This window comes from Rhodomicrobium vannielii ATCC 17100 (genome assembly GCF_000166055.1).
GTDB lineage: Bacteria > Pseudomonadota > Alphaproteobacteria > Rhizobiales > Rhodomicrobiaceae > Rhodomicrobium > Rhodomicrobium vannielii.
The window spans coordinates 1,290,761-1,314,513 of the sequence record NC_014664.1 but is presented as its reverse complement, the minus strand read 5'-3'; the positions used below and the strand labels follow the sequence as shown (position 1 = coordinate 1,314,513).

Below are 23,753 nucleotides of genomic sequence, written 5' to 3'. Positions count from 1 at the left end.
TCCCGCCTGTGCCGGTGCTGCGCTTTTAGTAAGATTCGACAGTTCATTTGCCGAGCGCCATCAGGCTCGCATTGCCGCCCGCCGCCGCCGTATTGGTCGATACGGTCTTTTCACGCACGAGCATCGCGAGAGGGTAGGGCGGACCGGCCAACACGGGCACAATCGCCCCTTCACGCTCCGAAGCCGCACGCGCCGCTTCTGCCGCCCTCGCGTCGATGGCGAGCACCGCCGCGATATCGATCCCCCGGATCGAGCGCGCCATCGTACAATGCGCCGCTAGCTCGCCCGGAATTTTATCGCAGAGCGCATGAGCCGCCTTGATGTCGAGGGATGAGAAATCATTGCCGGTAACGAGGGCGGCGCCGAACTGGTGAAGCAAATCCATAACCGTCTCGGCCACGCCTAGAACGCGCCCGCGCGGATGGAAGCCAAGCCGGTTGTCTTCGCCGACAGGGCCGGGGAGGGCGACTTCGCGCCCGAACGGCGTTGCTTCACGATAGGCGTGCAGCACGCCGGAGAGAAGCGCGCGATCCGCTGTGCCGAGAAGGCCGCCCGCGCCTGAGCGCACCCACGCGGCCAGTGCGTCGAACGCCGCGAACTTTTCCTCGTTGCGTGGGCCATCAAGCCGGGGCGGGGCAGCGTCCTTCACCAGCCTGCGCAGATAAAGCGGCCCGCCCGCCTTCGGCCCGGTGCCGGACAGCCCCTCGCCGCCGAATGGTTGCGAGCCGACCACCGCGCCGATCATGTTGCGGTTCACATAGATATTGCCAGCGAGGGCGCGCGCCGCGATGGCGGCTTGCGTCTCGTCGATGCGCGAATGAACGCCAAGCGTGAGGCCGTAGCCGGTCGCGTTGATGGCGTCGAGCACCGCGCTGGTATCCTCGCGGCGGAAGCGCAGCACGTGAAGCACGGGGCCGAACACCTCGCGCTTGAGGTCGGCGATGCGGTCGATGCGGAGGAGTGTCGGCGCTATGAAGGTGCCGCTTGCCGTCTCGGGAAGCGGCGTCTGACAGAGCACGCGGTCGCGCTTGTGGTCGATATAAGCCGCCAGTGCGTCGCGCGCCTCCGCGTCTATCACCGGGCCAACATCCGTCTCGATTCGGGCCGGGTCGCCGACGCGAAGCTCGGCCATCGCGCCTTGCAGCATGGCGAGCATATCGTCGGCGATGTCGTCCTGAAGGCACAGCACGCGGAGCGCCGAGCAGCGCTGGCCGGCTGAGTCGAAGGCGGAGGCGAGCACGTCAGCCACCACCTGTTCGGGCAGCGCCGACGAGTCGACGATCATCGCGTTCTGGCCGCCTGTCTCGGCGATGAGCGGCACCGGCCCGCGCTCGGCAAGCGTGCGCTCGATGGATTTCGCGACCGAGGTTGAGCCGGTGAAGACGACGCCTTTCACGCGTGCGTCCGACACGAGCGCCGCGCCGACATCGCCCGCGCCTGGCAGGAGGTGCAGCACATCTTGCGGTATGCCCGCTTCATGGAGGATGCGCACCGCTTCGGCGGCGACGAGCGGCGTTTGTTCGGCGGGCTTGGCGAGCACGATGTTGCCTGCTGCGAGCGCCGCCGCGATCTGGCCGGTAAAGATGGCGAGCGGGAAATTCCACGGGCTGATGCAGGCAACGGGGCCGAGCGGCGCGGCGGCGAGCCTTCTGGCTTCGGCGGCGTAATACCGGCAGAAATCCGCAGCCTCGCGGATTTCCGACACCGCGTTCGGCATGGTGCGGCCCGCCTCGCGCACGATGAGCGCGCCGAGGTGCGGGCGTGCGTCTTCGATCAGGTCGGCGGCGCGTTCCAGCATGGAAGCGCGTTCTGCGGCGGGCGTCGCGGCCCAGCGTTCAGCCGCATCGGTGGCTTTGGCGAGCGCGGCCTCTATGTCGGCGGCGGTTGCGTCGGCGGCATGACCCACGATGTCGGCGGGGTCTGCGGGATTGACGATGGCGCGGGGCGCGTCTGCGTCCTTCGCCTCGCTCGCCGGAGCGGGTGCGGCACCGAACGCTATCGCCCGGCTTGCCTCGATGGCGCGCGCAAAGGCGTCTCGTTCCCCCGCGTCGGCAAAATCGAGCCCGCGCGAATTCCGGCGCGGCGCGAACAGCTCGGCAGGGGCGGCGATCTCGGGATGCGGCGCGCCGCCGAGCCGGGCGGAGTCCTCCACCGGATCGGCGATGAGGTCGTCGATGGTCACGCTCTCGTCGACGAGCTGATGCACGAAGGAGGAGTTCGCGCCGTTTTCGAGAAGCCGCCGCACGAGATAGGCGAGCAGCGTTTCATGCGTCCCGACGGGCGCGTAAATGCGGCAGGGGCGGTCGAGCGCGTCCCCGCCGACGACGCGGCTGTAAAGCGCCTCGCCCATGCCGTGCAGGCATTGAAATTCATAGTCGCCAACGCGGAAATCCGACCCCGCGAGGTGGTAGATCGCCGACAGCGTATGCGCGTTGTGCGTGGCGAATTGCGGGAACACGCGGTCGCGCGCCGCCAGCATACGCTTCGCGCAGGCGAGATAACTCACGTCGGTATAAGGCTTGCGCGTGAAGACCGGGAAGCCCGGCAGGCCATCCACCTGCGCGCGCTTGATCTCGCTGTCCCAGTACGCGCCCTTCACGAGCCGCACCATGATGCGGCGGCCCGAGCGCTCCGCGAGGTCTACGATCCAGTCGATCACGGGCGCGGCGCGCTTCTGATATGCCTGCACGACGAAGCCGAGACCGTGCCATTCGCCGAGCGCCGGGTCGAAGGCGAGCCGCTCCATAAGGTCGAGCGACGGTTCCAGCCGGTCGGCTTCTTCCGCGTCGATGTTGAAGCCGATGTCGCGCTCCGTCGCCATCGTCGCAAGCCGCAAGAGGCGCGGGTAAAGCTCAGCCCCGACGCGGTCCATCTGCGCGTAAGTATAGCGCGGATGCAGCGCAGAGAGCTTCACCGAGATTCCCGGCGCTTCGTATATGCTCCGGCCCTGCCGCTTCCCGCCGATGGCGCGGATGGCATGCTCGTACGATGCGAGATAGGCCAGCGCGTCGGCGTCGGTCATGGCCGCCTCGCCCAGCATGTCGAAGGAATAGCTGAAGCCTTGGGCTTCGAACGGCGCCGCGTGGTCGAGCGCTTCCTCGATCGTCTGCCCGGTGACGAACTGGCGACCGACGAGCCGCATCGCGAGATCCAGCGCCTTGCGGATGACCGGTTCGCCACCCCTCCCAACAGCACGCGTCAGCGCCGCGCCGAAACCCTCCGCCTCCTGCGCGGAAACGAGCCGCCCGGACACAAGCAACCCCCAGGCCGACGCGTTCACGAAGAAGGACGAGCTTTTGCCGGCATGCGCGCCCCAGTCGCCTTTCGCGAGCTTGTCGCGGATGATGTGGTCGCGCGTCTTCGCGTCCGGGATGCGAAGCAGCGACTCGGCAAGGCACATCAGCGCGACGCCCTCGCGGCTCGACAGCGCGAATTGCTTCATCAGCGCCTCGACGCCGAAGCCGCCCTTCTTCTCCGCGCGAAGCTCGATCACGAGGCGGCGCGCGAGGGCGGCAACTTTCGCGGCTGTTTCGGAGTCAAGGCGCGCGCGGGCGACAAGTGGCGGAAGAATGTCGGATTCCGGCGCGCGGGTGGCTTTGCGGATTTCCGCGCGAAGGGCAGCGCTTCCGCCGGCTTCGAAAACCCGATCCATGATGTTCATTTCGACCCTCCGCAACGCGCGCAGCTCGCCCGCGAACCCGCACCTGACCGAAGCACTACCTTGGAGTCACTTTATACTCATTCTGCCCGCTCGCAACGCCTTTCTCGCTTCGCCGCTCTTGTTGCCTGCGACAAAACATCAAATAGCTTAGCAATGACGCAAGATGATCGCCCCGAAAACGTAGCCTCCCGGAGCGAGGCGGACACGGCCGCGACGGAGCGCAAACGTCCCTCGCAGGACGAGCGCCGCGCGGCAATCCTCGCCGCCGCCTTCGAGGTCTTCGCCGATCATGGCTTCGCCGCCGCGCGTCTCGAAGACGTGGCCCGCAAGGCTGGCGTCGCGAAGGGCACGCTCTATCTCTATTTCCCGGACAAGGAAGCGCTGTTCGAAGAGCTTCTGCTAAGCTTCGCCAACCCGCTGCTCTCTCGCATCAATGCCATCGCGGTCCTGCCCGATGTGCCCGCGCCGGTGATTCTGGAGCGCATCATCGCGCTGTTTCAGACCGAAATCCTCGGGACGGAGCGCGAGAAGATGCTTCAGCTTCTCATCTCGGAAGGTCCGCGCTTCCCGCGCATCGCCGAGTTTCATCACCGCGAAGTGGTTTCGCGGGGGCTTTCGGCAATTCGCGCGGTGGCCAAGCGCGGCTTCGAGCGGGGCGAACTTCGCAGCGACGCACTGGTAAAATGCCCGCAGCTGTTTTTCTGGCCGCTGCTGGGCGTTGTCATCTGGCGGTCGCTGTTCGGACGTTTCGACCCGCTCGACGTCGCGACCGCTGTCAACGCCCACCGGGATCTGCTCGGCCTCGTCACGAAGGAGAAGCCGGAATGAAACGCATCCTTCTCATCGCTCTTGCCATTGTCGCGGCAGGCGGCGGCTACTGGTGGTACAGGGTAAGCCACGAGACCACGGGCGAATTGCGCCTCCATGGCAATGTCGAGGTGCGGCAGGTGAACCTCGGCTTCAAGGTGGCGGGGCGCATCGAGACGCTCGCGGTTGACGAGGGGGACAGGGTCCATACCGGCCAGACGCTCGCCTCGCTCGAAAAGATCTACTTCCGCGAATCGCTGGCGCAGATGCGCGCGCAGGCGGATCAGGCGGCGGCGAATTACGCGAAGCTCAAGGCGGGCTACCGCGTTGAGGAAATCGCGCAGGCACGCGCTGCGGTCGCCGAGCGCGAGGCCACGCTTGCGAACGCCACCATCACACGCAAGCGCGCCGAGTCGCTGCTGAAGACCCCCGCCGGATCACAGAAAGTGTTCGACGACACGCAGGCGGCGGAGCGGCAGGCCGAGGCGCTGCTCAATTCCGCGCGTGAGGCGCTGAGGCTTCAGGAAGCGGGCTACCGCAAGGAAGATATCGCCTACGCCAAGGCGCAACTCGACGAGCGCAAGGCGGTCACTGCCACCATCGAGCGGCAGCTTGCCGATGCGGACCTCATCGCACCCGGCGATGGAACTGTGCTCTCGCGCGTTCGCGAGGTCGGCGCGATCGTGCAGCCGGGCGAAACGGTTTTCGTCGTGAGCCTCACGAGTCCCGTGTGGGTGCGCACGTACGTGACGGAGCCAGACCTCGGCCGCATCAGGCCGGGCATGCCGGTGACGGTTCACACCGACACGCCGGGCGGCAAGGTCTATCGTGGCAAGGTCGGCTTCATCTCGACGGCGGCCGAGTTCACGCCGAAGACCGTGCAAACCGACGAACTTCGCACCTCACTCGTCTATCGCTTGCGCGTCGTGGTCGACGGGAACGATGAAGAACTTCGGCAGGGCATGCCGGTGACGGTGGAACTTGCGCCTGCCTCCGAGGGCACGCCGGTTGCGAGCCGCGCGCCATGACGGGCGATTCCGCCATCGAGGCGAAAGCGCCGGGCGCGGCTCCGATGGCGATTGCGCGCGACCTCGTGAAGCGCTTCACGCCGGACGGGCCGCCAGCGCTCGATACGCTCTCCTTCGCCATCAAGCCGGGGCAGGTGACAGGCGTCGCGGGGCCGGATGGCGCAGGCAAGACCACGCTCATGCGGCTGATGGCGGGGCTTTTGACGCCCACCTCAGGCTCGCTCACCGTCTGCGGCTTCGACACGATCCGCGACAGTATCGCGCTGCATCAGTCCATCGGCTACATGCCGCAGCGCTTCGGCCTCTACGAGGACCTGACCGTTCTCGAAAATCTCACGCTCTACGCGGACCTTCGCGGCGTCGTCGGCAAGGAGCGCGACGACACTTTCAAGCGCCTCCTCGCCTTCACGGATCTTGCGCGCTTCACCGACCGCCTCGCGGGCGCGCTGTCGGGCGGCATGAAGCAGAAGCTCGGGCTTGCCTGCGCCATGCTGAAGGCGCCGCGCATCCTGCTTCTCGACGAGCCGGGCGTGGGTGTCGATCCGATTTCGCGGCGCGAGCTTTGGCAGATGGTGCACGAACTGACGGGCGAGGGCGTCGCCGTCGTCTGGACCACGGCCTATCTCGACGAAGCGGAGAATTGCGCCGAGGTCATCGTGCTGAACGAGGGCAAGCTGCTCTATCAGGGCGAGCCGAAGGCAATGACGGCGCGCATCGGCGACCGTGCTTTCCTGCTCGAAGGCGCGGGGGCGGAGCGGCGTGTCGTGCTGGAACGCGCGCTGGCCAGGGCCGACATCATCGACGGCGTGTTGCAAGGCGCGGCCGTGCGCCTCGTGACGAAGGAAGGAGCGCTGCCGCCGACGCCCGAGGACATCGAGACGGCGCAGCCGATCACCATCAGGCCCGCGAAACCGCGCTTTGAGGATGCATTCGTCGTCATGCTCGGCGGCCAGCCGAAGCGCACACGCGAGATGAAGTCCGCCGAGCAGATCGAGCACCGCGAAGGCCCCGCTGTAGAGGCGCTGAACCTCACGCGGCGGTTCGGCAACTTCACCGCCGCGGACAACATTTCCTTCTCGATCCGGCGCGGCGAGATCTTCGGACTGCTCGGCCCCAATGGCGCGGGCAAGTCCACCACATTCAAGATGATGTGCGGGCTCCTGCGCCCAACGTCCGGCACCGCCCGCGTCGACGGCTACGACCTCTACAGCGCGCCTGCGGCCGCGCGGTCCCGCCTTGGCTACATGGCGCAGAAATTCTCGCTCTACGGCGATTTGACCGTGCGCCAGAACCTCGACTTCTTCGGCGGCGCGTACGGACTCATGGGACGCGCAAAAAGCGAAGCCATCGAGCGCGCCATCGCCGCGTTCGACCTCGGCCCGCACCTTTCCAGCAATGCAGGGCAACTGCCGCTCGGCTTCAAGCAGCGCCTCGCGCTGGCCGCCGCGATCCTGCACAACCCCCCCGTGCTGTTCCTCGACGAGCCGACCTCCGGCGTCGATCCAATTACGCGGCGCGAGTTCTGGGGCACGATCAACGCCATGGTGTCCGGCGGCGTGACCGTGATGGTGACGACGCATTTCATGGACGAAGCCGAATATTGCGACCGCGTGGCGCTGATCTATCGCGGCCGCTGCATCGCGCTCGATACGCCGGATGCATTGCAGGCGCGGGTGAAAACGCCCGAGCTTCCTAACCCGACGCTCGAGGATGCATTCATCGCGCTTGTCGAAGAGCAGGATAGCCAACGGCAGGCGGAAGGCGCGGGAGCGCGCCTCGGGACGGCGGCATGACGACGCTCGAACGCACACCAATAGACGCGGCCCCCTTGGCAGCCGCACCAGCCGAACCCGATGCAGCGCTGCGCGACCGCAGCGGCCGCTTCCGCCGCATGAAGGCGCTCATCCGCAAGGAGACGCTGCAAATCGTGCGCGACCCGAGCAGCCTCGTGATTGCGGTGGTTCTGCCGATCCTCCTCCTGTTCCTGTTCGGCTTCGGCGTGTCGTTCGACGTGACGAAGATGCGCATCGGCCTCGTCATCGAGGAGCCGACCCCTGAAACGGCGCGGTTCGAGGCTTCACTCAGCAATACGCCGTGGTTCAGGGTGCAAGTCGCGCATGACCGGCGCGCGTTTCTCGACGATCTCACCGCCTCGCGCCTCGAAGGCGTGATCGTGCTGCCGGGCGACTTCTCCGAGCGGCTCGGCCGGGGCGATTCCGCCGCCGTGCAGATCATCACCGACGGCACGGACCCGAACACCGCCTCGCTCGTCAACGGCTATGCGCAGGGCGCGTGGCAAAGCTGGCTCCTGCAATCCGCGCTATCGGGCGGCAAGGAAGGCGCGGCGCCCATCTCCACCGACCCGCGTTTCTGGTTCAACCCGGAGCTTGAGAGCCGCCGCTTTCTCGTGCCCGGCTCCATCGCGCTGATCCTGATGATGATCGGCTCTCTGCTCACGGCGCTCGTCGTGGCGCGGGAATGGGAGCGCGGCACTATCGAGGCGCTGCTTGCTACGCCTGCCAGCGTGACGGAGTTTCTCGTCGGCAAGGTCGTGCCGAACTTCGTGCTTGGGCTATGCGCGATGGCGGTCTCGGTGCTGTTCGCGATCTTCGTGTTCGACGTGCCGATGCGCGGCTCGATGTGGGCGCTGCTCGCAGCCTCGACGGCCTTCCTGCTCGTGGCCCTGAGTTCAGGGCTTCTCATATCCTCGCTCGCGCGTTCGCAGTTCCTCGCGAGCCAGATCGCGATGATCACGGCTTTCCTTCCCGCGCTGTTCTTCTCGGGTTTCATCTTCGAGATTTCGAGCATGCCCACCCCGTTACAAGCGTTCTCGGCCATCATCCCCGCGAAGTATTATGTGCGGAGCCTCCAGACGATTTTCCTCGCGGGCGACGTCGCCGCAGTGCTCGTGCCTTCGATCCTGATCCTCGCCTTCATGAGCCTGGTATTGATGCTTCTGACTGCGCGTTTTTCGAAAATGAGGCTCGACTGAGATGCCGCCGAGGTTGTTCGCACTCATCGTCAAGGAACTGCTCGCTGCGTTTCGCGACCCGAAGGCGCGCATTGCATTCATCATTCCGCCGCTGATGCAGGTGTTTCTTTATGCCTACGCCGCGACGCTTGAGGTGAAGCACGCTTCCATCGCGGTCTTGAACGAGGACTGGGGCGAAACCTCGCGTCAGCTTGTGACCCGCTTCGAGCGTTCGTCCGCCTTCGCGCCGATCCTCTGGCTCAAGAGCGATCGCGAGATCGTGCCCGTCATCGACAGCCAACGCGTTGTGGCCGTCGTCCGCATAGGGCAGGACTTTTCGCGACTGGTGGCAGCGCGCGAACCGGCGACCGTGCAGGTGATCCTCGACGGGCGGAGGTCGAACACCGCGCAGATCCTGAACGGCTATATCGGCAGCATCGTGACCCAGTTCGCGATCGATCAGGCCATGGGGGGCACCGATCCGCCCGACATCAGCACCGTGGTGGAGCGCTCCTGGTATAACCCGAACCGTGACTACGCCACGACCATGGTGCCGAGCCTCGTCGCGACGCTCACCATGACCACCGTGCTCATGATCATGGTGATGTCGGTGGCGCGGGAGCGCGAACTCGGCACCTTCGAGCAGCTTCTCGTGTCGCCGCTTCAGCCGCATGAAATCCTCATCGGCAAGGCGATGCCGGGCCTCATCGTCGGCTTCGTGCTGGCGACCGCGATCATGCTCATCGTGACGCAGTTTTTCCACATCCCGATGCTCGGCTCGCCGCTGGTGCTCTATGCGGGGCTGTTCGTGTTCCTGCTCGCCATCATCGGCGTGGGCCTGTTCATATCCTCGCTCGTCTCGACGCAGCAACAGGCGATGCTGGGCGCCATGGTCTACATGATGCCAGCAATGATGCTCTCGGGCTTCACAAGCCCGGTGCAGAACATGCCGGATTGGCTCCAGCCCGTCGCGCTCATGAACCCGCTGACGCATTTTCTGGTGATCGTGCGCGGCGTCTTTTTGCGCGACATGCCGATGGCGCTCGTCGCCGAGCGCATCTGGCCGATGCTGTTCATCGCGGTGTTCACGCTGACTGCGGCGGGGTGGCTATTCCGGCGGAAGATTTCGTAGAGCGGCTGCGCGCCAACGCAGCTTTTGCCGGACGGCCGTTCGCGGGATGTGCCTCAGATACGCACGAGGTCGGCGCGCTTGCGGGTGCGGCGACCGAGCAGCGCTTTCCTCGCACCGAGGAGGCTCATCTGGAAGCGCAGTTGCGCGGCGCGTTTGTTGACCGAGCGCACGCCCTTTCCAAGGGCATCACGCAGCATGCGAGCGGGTGGGCGGTGCGGCTTTGGCGCTTTCGGTGGATTCGGTGCGCGGCCCATCTCGCTTTCTCCCTCCTGCACCGCAGGGAGCGGGAACAGATGAAAAATCGCGAGATCCTTTGCGGGCGGGTCGAACGCCTGGCGGTCGTTCGAGGCGATCATCACCGGCATGCGAGCTATCAGCGCCTTCGCTCCACGCTGTGTCACGATATAGGCGGCGGCTCCCGGCCAGCCGCCTGACGGCAGAAACACAAGATCGCGACCAGCGAAAGCCGATACCTCGATGAAAGGTATTTTCGCACGGGGCAGCGCGATTTCCAGCTTCAGCACATCGACCTGCGGGGGCAGATGCCGTGCGGCGTCGAGGATGGTCGCGAAATCGGGCGACAGGTGCACGTCGTCTTCGAGGATGCAAGCGAGGGGCAGGTTCCGCGCGACGATGGTTTCGAGAATCGCACGGTGGCTCAGGAAGCAGCCGATCTCGCCCGGATTGCGGCGCCGCCGTCCTTCCCAGAGGTGCGACGGTGCGACGGCTTCAAGCTCGTCCGCGCTCAACAATTTGCCGGCGACGGCGGGAAAGCGCTCAAACGCGAGGCCGAGCGCGTCGAGTTGCTCCTTCATCGCGGCAAGGCGGTGCGGAGCGCTGTCAAGGTTAAGCAGGAAAACCGGCAACTGCGGCATCAGGCTGCGATCCCTCCGTGAAATGTGCGGTTATTAACATTCAACTAAAAGTAGCACAATAGCCATGTCGCAAGCTTCGGTAATGCGTTGGTTGGTATCCATCGGACATGGTGATCACTCTAAGGCTCTCCGACGCGCGGGCGCGTCCCGCGCCGGCCCAGCAATTTCCGTTATGGGAGCGCGTCGGCCGCGCAGCCTCTGGCATCGATTTCCTGCATCCAGGCAGCGCCTACACCGGCGAAACGCTCAGGACCGGCTCGATGGGCGGCACGCAAAGCTCAGTCGTGCATCTTGCGGAGGCGCTCGCGGAGCGCGGGCACGACGTGCGCGTGTTCAATGGCGTCGCGAGCCGACAGCGCACATTCGGCGTCGAATACCTGCCGATCGAGGATGCCCGCGGGCAAACGCGGGGCGACGTGGGGATTTCGGTTGCAGCCCCCAGGGCTTTCTGGACGACCTCGTTCCGCGTCTCCATCCTGTGGTTGCACAATCCGCTGAAGGGATTTCGGCAGGTTCGCCGTGGCACCGTGCTGCCGATGCTGAAGGCGCGGCCGCATTTCGTGCTTCTCGGCGATTATCATTCGCGCAACGTCCCGCGCTGGCTACCGTCGAGCGGTCGAAGCATCATCCATCACGGTATCGCCGACGAGTTTCACCGGGAAGGCACCACCGACGCAGCGCCTCAGCCGCGCGCGATCTTCACCTCGCAGCCCTATCGCGGCCTCGACTGGCTTCTCGGTCTGTGGCCGGAGGTGCGGGCCAGGGTGCCGGGTGCGCGGTTCGACGTTTTTGCACCGAAGGCACATCAGGCGAACGCCAACGCCGCCAAGGCTGCGCTGGAGGGCGTCCTGTTCCGGGGCAGCGTCGCACGCGGTGCGCTTGTGCAGGAACTGGCGAGCGCGCGCGTTCAGCTCATCCCCGGACATCGCGACGAGACTTATTGCCTCGCCGCAGCCGAAGCGATTGCATCGGGGGTACCGGTGGTGACGCTCGGTGAAGGCTCGCTGAGCGAACGCGTGCGCGACGGCGAAACGGGGTTTATCGCGAAGGACAGGGACGAGTTCATCGCACGCAGCGCAGCGCTTCTCGCCGATGACGCGCTGTGGACAAGGATGCACCGCGCTTGCCTCGCGGACAGCGCGCTCGCGACCTGGGATGCACGCACGGGTGAGTGGGAAGCGCTGTTCGAGCGGCTCGCTACGCCGCGCTAGATCACGCTGCGGATAGTCAGCCGATAAAGCTCAAGGAGCGGCTTCCCAAAAGCGCGCTCCAAGCTTGTTCTTAGGGCAATTCGCGCCAACCTGCGGCTCACGCTCTAAGCGGCTCTTGCGTCGCGAAGCTCCGTGCGGGTGGCAGTCTCACCGCCATGGCTGACATCGCCGTCGGGTGCGGGCAGCAGAAGCGGCTTTTCCGGTCCGTTGAGCACCCGCTGCTTGAAGATGCGCACGGTATGCAGGCGGCGCGGCCCGGCTTCCATGATCTCGAACGTGACCCCCGAGTGATGGTGAATGAGCTGCCCGCGTTTCGGGAAACTTCCAACCATTGCGAGGATCAGGCCGCCGAGCGTATCGACATCGTCGGTCACGCCGGGCGTGGCAAGGGACAGGCCGAGCACCTGCTCCACATCCTCGATCGGTGCGCGGGCGCTCGCGACGAAGGTTTCGTCCTTGACCGCGATGGAGAACTGATGGGCATCGTCATGCTCGTCGGCGATGTCGCCCACGATGGAATCCACCAGATCCTGCAAGGTGACAAGACCGTCGGTGCCGCCGAACTCGTCCACCACGATGGCGAGATGCGTCGTCTTCGCCTTCATCTTCGCAAGGAGAGCCAGCGCCGACATGGAAGCGGGCACGAACAGAACCTCCCGGACCAGCTTCGAATCCGCGATGGTCGTCTTCAGCACGTCCTGGCTGAGGTCCACTTGGCCCTCTTTGGCGCCGTGCTTCATCACCCACACCATGGCGTCCTTGATGTGGACCATGCCGATGGCGTCGTCGAGGCTCTCGCGATAGACGGGGATACGTGCGTGGCCTTCCTGCGCGAAAAGCGCGAGCAGGTCGCCGACCGTTTGCTGTTCCTCAGCCGCCACCACGTCCGCGCGCGGGAGCATGATCTCGGAAACCTTGGATTCGCCGAATCCCAGCACGTTGAGGAGCATCATGCGCTCCTGCTGCGACATTGACTTGTCGTCTTCGCCTACGCTTTCGGCGATGGCGCTTTCAAGCGTGTCGCGCAACGTCTCGTTGCTGGCGAACCCGAGATTGGCCGCCATCCGCTGCAACCATCCAGCGGAAGGCTTCGATTTCCCCGTGTCGAGCAATATTTGTGGAGGCATGGCTTTGAGGTGTGTGAGCCCTGTTATGGAGGTCAAAGTGTCTGAGCGGAGTTGCTCGTATCATCCCGATAAGGATCGGGAATGCCGAAGCGGGCAAGGATGACGCGCTCGGCGGCTTCCATTGCGTCGGCGTCGGCATCGGCTTCATGGTCGAAGCCGACCAGATGCAGAACGCCGTGCGCCACGAGATGAGCGGTATGCTGGAGAGGCGTCTTCGCCTGTGCTTGCGCCTCGCCCACGACCGCGTCGTAAGACAGCGCAACATCGCCGAGGAACGCGGGTTCATCTTCGAGAACGGCAGAGCGTGCAGCTTCGGGCGACGGGAACGACAGCACGTTGGTGTCGGCGTCCTTGCTGCGGAACACCTTGTTCAGCGAACGAACCTGCTCGCCGGACATGAGGGCCACGCTGACGCAGGCGTCCTCCGGCGTCAGACCGGCCTCGCGCAAGGTTTCGGCTACGAGCTTGGGGATGAGGTCTTCCAACCCATCAACGGATACCCAGCGATCGTCTTCAATCGAGATATCCGTGCCTATTCGGTAGGGCTCGCCTTCCCCGCTCGGATCGGGGTCCGAGGAGGTATTCGTTTCGGAAACTGTCATATGCGGTGTCATGGTCTTCTTGATTTAGCGCTTTGTTTCGTATGCTTCAATAATTCTCCCGACAAGCGGGTGACGAATCACGTCCGCACGCGTGAAAGCAATATGCGCAATGCCTTCCACGCCGTCGAGCACGCCGAGTGCATCGGCGAGGCCTGAATGCTGGCCAGCGGGCAGGTCGACCTGCGAAGGATCGCCGGTGATGATCATGCGGCTGCCCTCGCCGAGGCGCGTCAGGAACATCTTCATCTGCATGACGGTGCAATTCTGCGCCTCGTCGAGAATGACGATGGAATGCGCGAGCGTGCGGCCGCGCATGAAGGCGAGCGGTGCGATTTCGATCGACTTCGTCTCAAGCCCGCGTTCCACCTTTTCGGCGGGGAGCACGTCATAAAGCGCGTCGTAGAGCGGACGAAGATACGGGTCGACCTTCTCTTTCATGTCGCCGGGCAGGAAGCCGAGGCGTTCACCGGCTTCCACTGCGGGGCGCGAAAGCACCAGCCGGTCGACCTCGCCACGTTCGAGGCAACCCGCCGCGTGGGCGACCGCGAGGTACGTCTTGCCGGTGCCCGCCGGGCCGGTGCCGAAGACCATTTCGCGGGACTGAAGAGCCTTGATATAGCTTGATTGCGCGGGCGTTCGCGCGACGATGGTGCGCTTGCGTGTCTTAAGTTCGCCGACATTCGGCACAGGTTGCGCCACCGCAAGCCCAGAGCCGCCTGAACCGGGCCCGCCGGTCAGGTGGCGAATCGCACCGTCGACGTCGCCCTGCGACAGGGTGCCATCGCCCTTGGCGCGGCCATACAGCGTTTCCAACACCGTTTTCCCCTGAAGACACGTATCCTTTTCGCCGTCGAGCACGACAACATTGCCGTGTACCACAGCGCGAAGGCCGAGCCTGTTTTCGATGAGGGCGAGATTGACATCGAACTCGCCCAACACATCGGCGAGCTTTCGGTTATCGTCGAACGTGATTTCAATCCGGTAAAGGGATTGAGACGATTGCGACGGCTTCGAGCCGGCACGCCAAGCCTGACGCGAGGTTGCGCTCATCGATCGCCGTGGCGGTATGTCGACACCTGGCAAAAAGTATTTCTCCGCATTCTGCTTGCCGAGCGCTCTCTCACTATTGTCCCTTTATGTAGCGTCAACGTCCAGATTTTTTATGACAGCCCGAAGACTATTTTGGCTTGCAGCCACGATTTCCACATCGGCGATGTGTCCGATCAGCGCCGGGTCGCCCTCCGCGTACACCGGCTGAAGGTAGGGCGAGCGGCCGACGACCTGTCCTTCATTGCGCCCGCGCGATTCCCACAGCACCGAAAGCGTCCGTCCCACCATCGCGGCATTGAAGGCGGTCTGCTGCGCGAAAAGCAGCGCCTGAAGCCGCGCGAGACGCTCGGACTTCACGTCTTCCGGCACCTGCGCGGCGCGGTCGGCGGCGGGTGTTCCGGGGCGCGGGCTGTACTTGAATGAATAAGCCTGCGCGAAGTGAACGCGTTCCACCATGCGCATGGTTTCCTCGAAATCCGCGTCCGTCTCGCCGGGAAACCCGACGATGATGTCGGTCGACAGCGCGAGGTCGGGGCGCGCGTCACGCAGCCGGTGCACGATGCGGAGGTAATCCTCCATGCGGTGCTTGCGGTTCATCGCCTTCAGGATGCGATCCGAGCCGGACTGGAACGGCAGATGCAGATAAGGCATCAGCTTCGGCAGGTCGCGATGCGCGGCGATGAGCGCGTCGCTCATGTCGTTCGGGTGGCTTGTCGTGAAGCGGAGGCGCGCGATGCCGTTGACCTCGGACAGCGCGGCCAGCAAGTCCGGCAGCGTCCATGTCTTCCCCGACGGGCCTTCCCCGGCCCACGCATTCACATTCTGCCCGAGAAGGGTGATCTCGCGGACGCCGCGCTCGGCGAGGCGCTTCGCTTCCTCGATGATCTGCGCCACGGGCCGCGAATATTCCGCGCCGCGCGTATAGGGCACCACGCAGAAAGTGCAGAATTTGTCGCAGCCTTCCTGCACGGTGAGGAAGGCTGAGGGCGCGGCGCGAAGCTTCGGCGCGGGCAGGCTTGCGAATTTTTCGGCGGCGGGAAATTCGGTCTCGATGACCGGTCCGCGCGTGCTAGCCCGCCGCTCGATCAGTTCGGGCAGACGATGATAGCTCTGCGGGCCGACGATGATGTCAACCGCCGCGCGCCTTGCGATTTCCTCGCCCTCGGCCTGCGCAACGCAACCCGCGACCGCGATCATGAGGTTGCCGCCGCCGTCCTGGCGGCGAGCCTCGCGGAGCACGCGCAGGCGGCCGAGTTCCGAGAATACCTTTTCGGCGGCCTTCTCGCGGATATGGCACGTGTTGAGGATGACGAGGTCGGCGTCTTCCGGCGCGCCCGTCTCGACGAAACCGGCCGCGCCCAGCGCGTCTGCCATGCGCTCGCTGTCGTAGACATTCATCTGGCAGCCGAACGTCTTGATGAAGACGCGCTTTTCGGGCGCGTTAGCGGTGGGCCGCGCGTCTTGTTCAATCCCGGGGGCGCAAGCGTCCTGCATATCTCAAGCCGCGCGCGGACGCGCCGTCACCTGTTCGACATAGGACTGGCGAACCTCCGCTTCGGAGAACGCGGCGAGAGCCTTCCGGTCGCGCAACGATGCAAGCCGCACCGGTTCGCCGATGCGAACGGTCACGTCGATGGGGCCGCTTTTCAGCACGTTCCACGCGTGGCTCATCATGTCCATGTCGCCGTACCACGCGATGAAAGGGCGCTCATGGCGAAGGATCGGCAGGCCGTGAAGGTGTGTGTAGGCGATGGAAACAGTCTGCACCACGGGTTCCGGGCCGTTGTCGTTGGCGGCATTCGGCGCGAGCGAGGCGGCGGAGAAAAGCGAGCTTCGGAACGGCAGGATGCGGTTGCCGTCGCTGCTGGTGCCTTCCGCGAAGAGCACGATGGTGTCGCCGGTGGCGAGGCGTTCGGCGATCTCGCCCGCCTTGTCTTTCACGAGCGTGCGCCGCGTGCGGTCCACGAACACCGTGCGCTGAAGCTTAGCGAGCAGGCTGACGAAGGGCCACACGCCCACTTCGGCCTTGGCGACGAAACTCAGCGGCGCAACGGTCGACAGAGCGGGAATATCGAGCCACGAAATATGGTTCGAGACGAGCAGCACCGGGCGATCGCTGGCGAGCTTGCCCTCGACATGCACCCGGATGCCGAGGATGCGGCAGACAAGCTTGTGATAGCTGTTCGGCAGCGTCTTCGCCTGCTTGAGCCCAAGCTTCAGGAACAACCATTGCAAGAGCATGAGCGGCAACGTCACGGCGATGAACGCGGCAAGCAGAACCGTCGCCCTGATCGAACCGAGCAGTCGCATCATAAAGCCGTGAAAAACGAGAGTATCCATGCCGCCTTCACTTCCGAGCGCGTTCAACGATCGCTTCATTACGGGCTGCTTATCTCCGGGTCAACGGCCGAACGCACTGTATCCAGCCTCATCACGAGGGCTGTTTCCGACGCAGAGCTTTCGTGCCGATAATAGTTGTCACGCCGCGCGACGACGCGGAAACCGAGTTTTTCGTAAAGGCCGCGCGCTTTGCCATTACTTTCCGCCACTTCCAGATAAATGCAAGCGATGAATCGCTCGCGGCACAGCTCGAAAGCGGCTTGCATCAGCCGCGTTGCATGGCCGCGACCTTGCGCGTCCAGCGCGACTGCGATGGCGAGGACTTCGGCCTCGTCGGCGGCGAACTGGAACAGCGTGAAACCGCAAGGACGGTCGCGATCCGTGGCTTTCAGAAGGGCGCGATTCGCGTCGAGGGCGGATTCGGCGAAGTCGGATTCGGGCCATCCGGGCGGCAGGGCTTCCGCGTGGAGCGCCGCGATGGTGGCTGCGTCCTCGGGCGATGCGCGGCCGATCAGGAAATCAGATCGCTTACTCATCTTTGCGGGCGATGATATTGCGCGTCTGGGGCTTGGCGTCGGGCGGACGGACGTAGAACGGTGTGGGGAGGTCGCGCGCGGGGTCAAGCGCTGGCGCAAGCTCGGCGAGAGTGAGCGCATCCGGGAAAAGATCCGGCGCGGCGATGGGAAGGGCAACGAAGCCGCCGTTTATCAGCGCAGTGGCGGCGGGACCGGAAAGGACATCGGCTTTGCCGTTGAAGAAGGCCGCGCAATCAGCTTGCGGCAGGGCCACGATTTCGGTCACGGCTTCTCGGCCCGGCTTCAGAATTTGACAAAAGACCGCGTTAACGCCCGCAGGCGCGGCAAGGCCGTAGGCACCCTTCGCATGGCTGCCTTGCTCGAACGCCTCGGCCATGATCGTAAAGCTCGTCGCGCCCACGACGGGAAGCTTTGCGGCAAGCCCGAAAGCGCGCGCCGCAGCGACGCCCGTTCGGATGCCGGAGAAGCCGCCGGGTCCGACCGACACCGCGATGCGGTCGAGGCCCGCGAAGGCCAGACCTGCTTCGGCCATGAGCGACCCGATGAGCGGAATGAGCTGCTCGGCTTGCCCGCGCACGCTCTCAAGCCTTTTGACGCGCGCAGCCTCACCTTGCCGCGCGGATGTCACGGCGACCGAGGTGCGGCCCATGCTTGTTTCGATTGCTAGAACTCTCACGACTTATGGACACAACTCTTGTTACTGGCGGGAACGATAAGGGAGCCTATCGATGGAGGGATAGAATACGATTATACGATTGCTGAAATCTCATCGAAGACGAAGCGAGGTAAACGCGGGCGTAGCGCGGCCGGGTCGCCATAGCCCAAATTGCACAGGAAGTTCGATTTGACGGGCGTTCCGCCGAAAAATTCGAGGTCCACGCCAGCCTGGTCGAAGCCCGACATTGGGCCGGTGTCGAGGCCGAGCGCGCGTGCGGCGATGATGAAGTAGGCGCCCTGAAGCGTTCCGTTGCGAAGCGCGGTCGTCTCCAGCACCGAGGCGCCCTTGCCTTCGAACCATGCTTTCGCGTTCTCGTGCGGAAAAAGTCGCGGGAGATGGTCGTAGAATTTCATGTCGTAACCGATGATCGCGCAGACGGGCGCGGCGAGCGTCTTCGCGCGGTTACCTTCCGACAAAAGCGGGATGAGGCGGAGCTTGGCTTCGGGCGATTTCACGAACACGAAGCGCGCGGGCGATTGATTGGCGCTCGTCGGCCCGAGAACCGTGAGATCGATGATCCGTCGCAGAAGATCGTCCGCGACGGGTCTGTCCTGCCATTTGGTGTGTGTGCGGGCCTTCAGAAAAATCTGGTCAAGGCATTCCGCGACGATGGGGCGCCCCATGTATTACCTCTTATTGTGTGCCCCGACCAAGGGCAGCACAACATATAGAGGATCGCGACTCGGAGCACTAGACGGGCTGGACTTCCTGAACCTCGGGAACGAAGTGTTTCAACAGGTTTTCGATGCCATGGCGAAGCGTTGCGGTCGCGGACGGACAGCCAGAGCATGCGCCCTGCATCTTGAGGTAGACGACGCCATCGCGGAACCCCTTGAAGGTGATGTCGCCGCCATCGTTCGCCACGGCCGGGCGCACGCGCGTTTCGATCAACTCCTTGATTGTCGTAACAACTTCCTTGTCGGCATCGTCGAAATCTTCGTCTTCCGCAACGTGCCTCTCGTCCGAAAGCACCGGTTGCCCTGACATGAAGTGTTCCATGATGACGCCAAGGACCGGAGGCTTGAGGCTCTCCCAGTCGCCGCGATCCTTTGTCACGGACACGAAGTCCGAACCGAGGAACACGGCCGTGACGCCTTCGACCTCGAACAGCCGTGCCGCCAGCGGCGAGACCCCCTCGGCGTCGTCGCTCGTGAGAAACTCGCGCGTGCCCTCTTCGAGCACCGTGCGGCCCGGTAGAAATTTGAGCGTCGCCGGATTCGGCGTCATCTCTGTCTGAATGAACATGTTTTTCCTCTTTTGCGCCCTTTCCCCCGGCGCCATCACCCAACCGCCGATTAATAAGGCAGGGTTGCCGCCGCCTTTCAAGTGAAAAGCCGACCGGCGAAGTCGGAAACTGCCTCTGCCTCAGGCGAGCCCGTTCACTTCTTCGAGGGTGAGATTGCCGGGCACGATAGTGATGGGAATCGGGAAGGTGCCCGCCTTCGCGCCGGCGAGCGACGACACGAGTGGCCCCGGCCCTTTGGGATCAGTGGAGGCGCCGAGGACGAGGATGCCGACCTGGCGATCCTCCTCGATCAGTTTCACGATCTCTTCGGCGAGGTGCCCTTCGCGGATGATCTCCTCGGGCACGATTTCCTCGAAGCCCCACGTCTTCAGTTTGCGCGCTCGGAGCCGGAATACGGCGCGCGCCTTGTGATATTGTTCCTCGCGAAACGTCTCCTCGACGCCGAGCCAATGCGTCATTTCCATCGGCTCGATCACGAAAAGCAGCGAAAGCCCGCCCCCTGTGCGATGCACGCGGCGCGCGGCGTAATAGAGTGCGGTTTCGCCCTCTGGCGACTCGTCCACGATGACGAGGAATTTCCGCATGTGACCGGCGGTGAAAAGATCGCGAGGCTCACGGTTCGCCATGTTTGCGTCCCCTGCTGGACAGCCGGCAAATCGGGGCTTGCGGAAATCGGTGCTCGTTTCCGGGCCTTCGCGCCACACTTGGAGCAAAGCTTATCACGATCTGCGATTTGGCAAACAAGATTTGCCGAGCCGTTGGCCACGGCACCGGCGGAGTCTGCGGATTGAGGAGGCGATGGCGCGCGGCTTCTAGCGCCGCGCCTTCGTAACGAAGCCGACGATGTTCCGCACATGGCGCAGCGTTTCGGAGGCGATCACGTCAGCCCGATCCGCGCCATCCGCCAGCACCGCGTCGATATAGGCGGCGTCGGTCGAAATGCGCTTCATCTCGTCGCCGATGGGGCCGAGCTTGGCGACCGCGAGGTCGGCGAGCGCGTTCTTGAATGCCGAGAATTGCGAGCCGCCGTACTCTGCGAGGATCTTCTCCACGCTCTCACCCGACAGGGCCGAATAGATGCCGACGAGGTTCTCCGCCTCGGGGCGTCCCTCGAAGCCTTTCGGATCGGTCGGCAGCGGCTCCGGATCGGTCTTCGCCTTGCGGATCTTCTTCGCGATGGTGTCGGCGTCGTCGGCGACGTTGATGCGCGAAAGGTCGGACGGGTCCGACTTCGACATCTTCTTCGTGCCGTCGCGCAGGGACATGACGCGCGTCGCGGGGCCGGAAATGATCGGCTCGGGCTGCGGGAAGAACCCGTCGTTGAAGCCTTCCGCCGCAATCGTCTCCGCGAAATCCTTGTTGAACTTCTGCGCGATGTCGCGGGAAAGCTCCAGATGCTGCTTCTGGTCCTCGCCAACGGGCACATGCGTCGCGCGATAGGCGAGGATGTCGGCCGCCATCAGCACGGGATAGACGTAAAGCCCGACGCTCGCGTTTTCGCGATCCTTGCCGGCCTTGTCCTTGAATTGCGTCATGCGGTTCAGCCAGCCGATCCGCGCGACGCAATTCAGCACCCAGGCGAGTTCGGCATGCGCGCTCACCTGCGACTGATTGAAGATGATATGCCGCTTGGGATCGACGCCCGCCGCGATGAACGCCGCCGTCACTTCGCGCGTGGAGCGCTTCAGGTCGGCGGGATTCTGCGCGACCGTGATCGCGTGCAGATCCACGACGCAATAGATGCAGTCGGTCCGATCCTGCAACGCGACGAAGTTCTTGATCGCGCCGAGATAGTTGCCGAGATGCAGATTGCCGGTCGGTTGAACGCCGGAAAAGACGAGCTCTTTCATTGTGGTGCTGGCCTTGATGATCGAGGCGTTGTTATGAGCCGCGCCGGAGGCAAAATGCAAGCCCGGCTTTCTCCCGTAAACAGCGCCCTGCCGCCGCAGCGGCAGCGATCCATTCCACCGTCAAGCCCGACGTTTATCGAACCCGGCCGGTGGTCGGCCGGGCTTTACGCTGTTCGAGCGTTCAGGATCAGGACTTCCCGAGAACGAGCTTTTCATTCTCCGCGACGGCGGCCGAGATGTCCTGCTTTTCTTTATCGTTGCAATTGACCGTGTTCGCGGGCGGCATCGGAATGGTATTCGGATCGCGCTTTGCGGCCTCTTCCTGATCGACGACTTGCACCTTGCCGACAAGAAGCTGAACGGTGAACAGGTGAAGCGTGTTGATGTACTGAAGCTGGCTCGACGACCACTTGCCGGTCTTCTTCTCGCGAAGAAGCAGCGCATCGCGGTTCGCGATCACGAGCTCCTGAAGGTCGCATTTCTGGGCGCGGGCGCTGAGATAGGCGGCGCGGATGACTTCGCGCGCGTCGGCGTCGGGGATGACGATCTTCGACGGATCGGACTTGTCGATCACGGTCACCGACTTGTCCGGCTGGAGGATCTTGTTGGGCAGCGACTGCCAGGCGAGGGCCTTCAGCGTCTTGAGTGTCTTGTCGCTGATTTCACCCTTTGCCGTCTGCGTCTGCGCGACTGCAATCGGTGTGGCAAACAACGTCGCAGCTAAGATGATCGATCGCAAAATCATGACGGCCCCGAATCCCCTGATTGACTGAACACCTGCGCCTCGCCATCGGCGTTCGACGCGTCAAACCCCGGCTCATGGCAACGGGAAAAACGCGGCAACACTATGGCCTCGGTGCAGGCGGGTCACGCCTTGTTGGAGCCCTGCCACGGTCCGCGCCGAAGGATCGCGACCATGCCGCGCAGCGTTCGCACCTCCTGCTCCGTCGGCGCCATTCTCGCGAACATCGTGCGGATGTTGTTGACCATCGTTTCGCGCTTCTCGGGCGGGAAGAGAAAGCCGCAATGGTCGAGTTCGCCTTCGAGGTGCTCGTAGAAGGCGATGAGTTCGCCGCGCTCTGCCGGGCGGCTCGCCTTGAAGCGGTGGCCTGCGCCCAGAGGCGCGTCGGGCAGCGTGCGGCCGAGCGAGTGCGGGTTCACGAGTTTGCGCCATTCATAGGCGAAAAGCAGCACCGACTGCGCGAGGTTGAGCGAGGCGAAAGCCGGGTCGACGGGCGCCGTCATGATCGCGTCGGCGATGGCGACGTCCGAGTTTTCGAGCCCCGTCCGCTCCTTGCCGAAGAGAACGCCGCAGCGCAGATCGGCCGCCTGTCGCTCCGCGATTTCGGTAACAGCGGTGTCCGGGGCGAGCACGGGCTTGGCGAGGAAGCGGCTGCGTGCCGTTGTGGCCACGATGTAGTGCAAATCGGCCACAGCGGTGGCGAGATCGGGATAAAGCCGCGCGCCGTCTACGATTTCCACAGCAAGCGCCGCCGACGCGCGCGCCGCTTCGTTCGGCCAGCCGTCGCGCGGCGCTACGAGGCGAAGCTCGCGCAGTCCGAAATTCGCCATCGCGCGCGCGGCAGCACCGATGTTTTCGCCGAGTTGCGGCTCGACGAGGATGATGGCGGGAGCGGATGGCGATGGAGCCGATGTCATTGCAGGAGTCCTGTTCGCAGGCTTGCGCAAACAGGTTTATAGCGCGGTTTCGTGCGAAGTGGGCACGGTTCGCGGCAAGAAAAAAATGCGTCCAAGCCGGGAACCGCGACTTTCCGAGTACTTGCAAAGCGTGCCGGCGGAAGCGCCTCCCGCCGGGCATCCATCAACGTCGCTCGCGCGCGTGCTCGCCATGGAGTGTGTGCGACGCTTCTGCTTTCGAGCCGAATGGCGCGTTCAATCGCACGATCCTCCAATTGAGGAACGCGGCGAACGTGACCCAAAGGAGAAATGGCACGAGGAGCCATGACGCCGTTGAGGATATGTCCCATAGGCCGACGATCAGCGCCAGGATGGAAAGCCAGAGAAAAGGCACCTCGGCGAGCGCCCAATCCGGCCGCTTCGCCGCGAAGAACAGCGGACTCCAGATGACGTAAAAAAAGATGTTGATCGCGAACAGCACCGCGACGCGCGTTTGCTCTCCACTATCGGCCGCCGCCGTCCACGCGAACACCCCCGCCGCACCCGCCAGCGACAAAATGATGGTCCAGGCCGGGCCAAACGCCCAGTTCGGCGGATTCCACGACGGCTTCTTGAGATTGCGATACCATTCGCCCGGCCGGCTCGCGATGCCGCCCAGAATGAAGACCACCCCAACGATGGCCACTACCACGATTATTGTGAGTGTCATGTCGATCCTTGCCGGTTTCTACGTCGCGCGGGGCTTCAGCGCTTCGGCTTCTCCGCGCGGGCGGCCTTTGTTGCCGCTGACGTTGCCGCAGCGGCCGCAAGAGCGGCGAGGACGAGAAGCGACGAGGCGATGATTTGCTGAGACATCTTTCGGCACCTTTCCTGACTCAACTGAGACGGAACATCCCGGATGATGACCGGTTCCGCGCTTTGCCATGCGCGCGTCAAAACGATCCTCCGAAAGTCATTGAAG

Annotated in this window: 22 protein-coding genes; 6 read left to right on the top strand and 16 right to left on the bottom strand. The window is 64.2% G+C overall.

Annotated features, from left to right (window positions below; translation table 11 throughout):
- Positions 1–43: 43 nt before the first annotated feature.
- Entirely contained in the window at positions 44–3,661 is a 3,618-nt protein-coding gene (putA, locus tag RVAN_RS05985) for a bifunctional proline dehydrogenase/L-glutamate gamma-semialdehyde dehydrogenase PutA (protein WP_013418862.1), read from the bottom strand.
- A gap of 153 nt (positions 3,662–3,814) precedes the next feature.
- Here putA and RVAN_RS05980 point away from each other — a divergent pair, with 153 nt between their 5' ends.
- Genes RVAN_RS05980 through RVAN_RS05960 form a run of 5 tightly spaced genes read left to right on the top strand, consistent with a single transcriptional unit; the run spans position 3,815 to position 9,599 of the window.
- Entirely contained in the window at positions 3,815–4,489 is a 675-nt protein-coding gene (locus tag RVAN_RS05980; protein WP_013418861.1) for a TetR/AcrR family transcriptional regulator, read from the top strand.
- On the top strand, positions 4,486–5,496 hold the full coding sequence (gene hlyD / locus RVAN_RS05975) for a secretion protein HlyD (protein ID WP_013418860.1): 1,011 nt from the start codon (positions 4,486–4,488) through the stop codon (positions 5,494–5,496). Before RVAN_RS05980 ends, hlyD begins: the two co-directional genes overlap by 4 nt.
- Positions 5,493–7,289 carry an ATP-binding cassette domain-containing protein gene (locus tag RVAN_RS05970; RefSeq protein ID WP_013418859.1) on the top strand — a complete coding sequence of 599 codons (1,797 nt, stop codon included), beginning with the start codon at positions 5,493–5,495 and terminating at the stop codon, positions 7,287–7,289. Before hlyD ends, RVAN_RS05970 begins: the two co-directional genes overlap by 4 nt.
- Positions 7,286–8,488 (top strand): ABC transporter permease, encoded by a 1,203-nt coding sequence (locus tag RVAN_RS05965; RefSeq protein WP_013418858.1) that lies wholly within the window; start codon positions 7,286–7,288, stop codon positions 8,486–8,488. The genes RVAN_RS05970 and RVAN_RS05965 overlap by 4 nt, the downstream gene beginning before the upstream one ends.
- 1 nt (position 8,489) lies before the next feature.
- Entirely contained in the window at positions 8,490–9,599 is a 1,110-nt protein-coding gene (locus RVAN_RS05960; protein WP_013418857.1) for an ABC transporter permease, read from the top strand.
- 53 nt (positions 9,600–9,652) lie between these two features.
- On the opposite strand, the gene RVAN_RS18730 is transcribed toward RVAN_RS05960, so the two are convergent.
- Positions 9,653–10,474 carry a glycosyltransferase family 25 protein gene (locus RVAN_RS18730; RefSeq protein WP_013418856.1) on the bottom strand — a complete coding sequence of 274 codons (822 nt, stop codon included), beginning with the start codon at positions 10,472–10,474 and terminating at the stop codon, positions 9,653–9,655.
- 107 nt (positions 10,475–10,581) lie between these two features.
- Between RVAN_RS18730 and RVAN_RS05950 the strand changes: the two genes are divergently transcribed.
- Positions 10,582–11,685, top strand: a complete 1,104-nt coding sequence (locus RVAN_RS05950) for a glycosyltransferase (RefSeq protein WP_013418855.1) — start codon at positions 10,582–10,584, stop codon at positions 11,683–11,685.
- A 104-nt stretch (positions 11,686–11,789) separates the two neighbouring features.
- Here the strand turns inward: RVAN_RS05950 and RVAN_RS05945 are convergent, their stop codons facing one another.
- The 14 genes from RVAN_RS05945 to RVAN_RS05880 form a co-directional block, all read right to left on the bottom strand.
- Positions 11,790–12,749 carry a hemolysin family protein gene (locus RVAN_RS05945; protein ID WP_049779236.1) on the bottom strand — a complete coding sequence of 320 codons (960 nt, stop codon included), beginning with the start codon at positions 12,747–12,749 and terminating at the stop codon, positions 11,790–11,792.
- Positions 12,750–12,844: 95 nt separating this feature from the next.
- Positions 12,845–13,414, bottom strand: a complete 570-nt coding sequence (ybeY, locus tag RVAN_RS05940; RefSeq protein WP_169309521.1) for an rRNA maturation RNase YbeY — start codon at positions 13,412–13,414, stop codon at positions 12,845–12,847.
- Positions 13,415–13,438: 24 nt separating this feature from the next.
- Positions 13,439–14,464, bottom strand: coding sequence for a PhoH family protein (locus tag RVAN_RS05935; RefSeq protein WP_013418852.1), 1,026 nt, complete (start codon positions 14,462–14,464; stop codon positions 13,439–13,441).
- An 84-nt stretch (positions 14,465–14,548) separates the two neighbouring features.
- Entirely contained in the window at positions 14,549–15,958 is a 1,410-nt protein-coding gene (gene miaB, locus RVAN_RS05930) for a tRNA (N6-isopentenyl adenosine(37)-C2)-methylthiotransferase MiaB (protein WP_013418851.1), read from the bottom strand.
- A gap of 3 nt (positions 15,959–15,961) precedes the next feature.
- The gene (locus RVAN_RS05925; RefSeq protein WP_162173126.1) at positions 15,962–16,804 is read right to left on the bottom strand and encodes a lysophospholipid acyltransferase family protein; all 843 of its coding nucleotides are present in this window, start codon (positions 16,802–16,804) and stop codon (positions 15,962–15,964) included.
- 38 nt (positions 16,805–16,842) lie between these two features.
- A complete protein-coding gene (rimI, locus tag RVAN_RS18725; protein WP_013418849.1) occupies positions 16,843–17,340 on the bottom strand; it encodes a ribosomal protein S18-alanine N-acetyltransferase in 498 nt (165 codons plus the stop codon).
- The gene (gene tsaB, locus RVAN_RS05915; protein ID WP_280642120.1) at positions 17,333–18,016 is read right to left on the bottom strand and encodes a tRNA (adenosine(37)-N6)-threonylcarbamoyltransferase complex dimerization subunit type 1 TsaB; all 684 of its coding nucleotides are present in this window, start codon (positions 18,014–18,016) and stop codon (positions 17,333–17,335) included. Before tsaB ends, rimI begins: the two co-directional genes overlap by 8 nt.
- Before the next feature lie 71 nt (positions 18,017–18,087).
- Positions 18,088–18,681 (bottom strand): malonic semialdehyde reductase, encoded by a 594-nt coding sequence (locus RVAN_RS05910; protein WP_013418847.1) that lies wholly within the window; start codon positions 18,679–18,681, stop codon positions 18,088–18,090.
- 67 nt (positions 18,682–18,748) lie between these two features.
- Complete coding sequence (locus RVAN_RS05905) at positions 18,749–19,303, bottom strand: NifU family protein (RefSeq protein WP_013418846.1); 555 nt, start codon at positions 19,301–19,303, stop codon at positions 18,749–18,751.
- Positions 19,304–19,423: 120 nt separating this feature from the next.
- Complete coding sequence (locus RVAN_RS05900) at positions 19,424–19,930, bottom strand: universal stress protein (RefSeq protein ID WP_013418845.1); 507 nt, start codon at positions 19,928–19,930, stop codon at positions 19,424–19,426.
- Positions 19,931–20,116: 186 nt separating this feature from the next.
- Positions 20,117–21,154: a tryptophan--tRNA ligase gene (gene trpS, locus RVAN_RS05895; RefSeq protein ID WP_041788411.1), complete on the bottom strand. Its 1,038-nt coding sequence runs from the start codon at positions 21,152–21,154 to the stop codon at positions 20,117–20,119.
- A gap of 187 nt (positions 21,155–21,341) precedes the next feature.
- Positions 21,342–21,899 (bottom strand): hypothetical protein, encoded by a 558-nt coding sequence (locus RVAN_RS05890; protein WP_013418843.1) that lies wholly within the window; start codon positions 21,897–21,899, stop codon positions 21,342–21,344.
- 122 nt (positions 21,900–22,021) lie between these two features.
- Positions 22,022–22,813 carry an RNA methyltransferase gene (locus RVAN_RS05885; protein ID WP_013418842.1) on the bottom strand — a complete coding sequence of 264 codons (792 nt, stop codon included), beginning with the start codon at positions 22,811–22,813 and terminating at the stop codon, positions 22,022–22,024.
- A gap of 163 nt (positions 22,814–22,976) precedes the next feature.
- Positions 22,977–23,501, bottom strand: a complete 525-nt coding sequence (locus RVAN_RS05880) for a TspO/MBR family protein (RefSeq protein WP_013418841.1) — start codon at positions 23,499–23,501, stop codon at positions 22,977–22,979.
- Between the last annotated feature and the right edge of the window lie 252 nt (positions 23,502–23,753).

What these genes read in the sequence shown, in the direction of transcription:
- putA (WP_013418862.1), bottom strand. Translation starts at nt 3,661, where the DNA reads ATGAACATCATGGATCGGGTTTTCGAAGCCGGCGGAAGCGCTGCCCTT.
- RVAN_RS05980 (WP_013418861.1), top strand. Translation starts at nt 3,815, where the DNA reads ATGACGCAAGATGATCGCCCCGAAAACGTAGCCTCCCGGAGCGAGGCG.
- hlyD (WP_013418860.1), top strand. Translation starts at nt 4,486, where the DNA reads ATGAAACGCATCCTTCTCATCGCTCTTGCCATTGTCGCGGCAGGCGGC.
- RVAN_RS05970 (WP_013418859.1), top strand. Translation starts at nt 5,493, where the DNA reads ATGACGGGCGATTCCGCCATCGAGGCGAAAGCGCCGGGCGCGGCTCCG.
- RVAN_RS05965 (WP_013418858.1), top strand. Translation starts at nt 7,286, where the DNA reads ATGACGACGCTCGAACGCACACCAATAGACGCGGCCCCCTTGGCAGCC.
- RVAN_RS05960 (WP_013418857.1), top strand. Translation starts at nt 8,490, where the DNA reads ATGCCGCCGAGGTTGTTCGCACTCATCGTCAAGGAACTGCTCGCTGCG.
- RVAN_RS18730 (WP_013418856.1), bottom strand. Translation starts at nt 10,474, where the DNA reads ATGCCGCAGTTGCCGGTTTTCCTGCTTAACCTTGACAGCGCTCCGCAC.
- RVAN_RS05950 (WP_013418855.1), top strand. Translation starts at nt 10,582, where the DNA reads ATGGTGATCACTCTAAGGCTCTCCGACGCGCGGGCGCGTCCCGCGCCG.
- RVAN_RS05945 (WP_049779236.1), bottom strand. Translation starts at nt 12,749, where the DNA reads ATGGCGGCCAATCTCGGGTTCGCCAGCAACGAGACGTTGCGCGACACG.
- ybeY (WP_169309521.1), bottom strand. Translation starts at nt 13,414, where the DNA reads ATGACAGTTTCCGAAACGAATACCTCCTCGGACCCCGATCCGAGCGGG.
- RVAN_RS05935 (WP_013418852.1), bottom strand. Translation starts at nt 14,464, where the DNA reads ATGAGCGCAACCTCGCGTCAGGCTTGGCGTGCCGGCTCGAAGCCGTCG.
- miaB (WP_013418851.1), bottom strand. Translation starts at nt 15,958, where the DNA reads ATGCAGGACGCTTGCGCCCCCGGGATTGAACAAGACGCGCGGCCCACC.
- RVAN_RS05925 (WP_162173126.1), bottom strand. Translation starts at nt 16,804, where the DNA reads ATGGATACTCTCGTTTTTCACGGCTTTATGATGCGACTGCTCGGTTCG.
- rimI (WP_013418849.1), bottom strand. Translation starts at nt 17,340, where the DNA reads ATGAGTAAGCGATCTGATTTCCTGATCGGCCGCGCATCGCCCGAGGAC.
- RVAN_RS05910 (WP_013418847.1), bottom strand. Translation starts at nt 18,681, where the DNA reads ATGGGGCGCCCCATCGTCGCGGAATGCCTTGACCAGATTTTTCTGAAG.
- RVAN_RS05905 (WP_013418846.1), bottom strand. Translation starts at nt 19,303, where the DNA reads ATGTTCATTCAGACAGAGATGACGCCGAATCCGGCGACGCTCAAATTT.
- RVAN_RS05900 (WP_013418845.1), bottom strand. Translation starts at nt 19,930, where the DNA reads ATGGCGAACCGTGAGCCTCGCGATCTTTTCACCGCCGGTCACATGCGG.
- trpS (WP_041788411.1), bottom strand. Translation starts at nt 21,154, where the DNA reads ATGAAAGAGCTCGTCTTTTCCGGCGTTCAACCGACCGGCAATCTGCAT.
- RVAN_RS05890 (WP_013418843.1), bottom strand. Translation starts at nt 21,899, where the DNA reads ATGATTTTGCGATCGATCATCTTAGCTGCGACGTTGTTTGCCACACCG.
- RVAN_RS05885 (WP_013418842.1), bottom strand. Translation starts at nt 22,813, where the DNA reads ATGACATCGGCTCCATCGCCATCCGCTCCCGCCATCATCCTCGTCGAG.
- RVAN_RS05880 (WP_013418841.1), bottom strand. Translation starts at nt 23,501, where the DNA reads ATGACACTCACAATAATCGTGGTAGTGGCCATCGTTGGGGTGGTCTTC.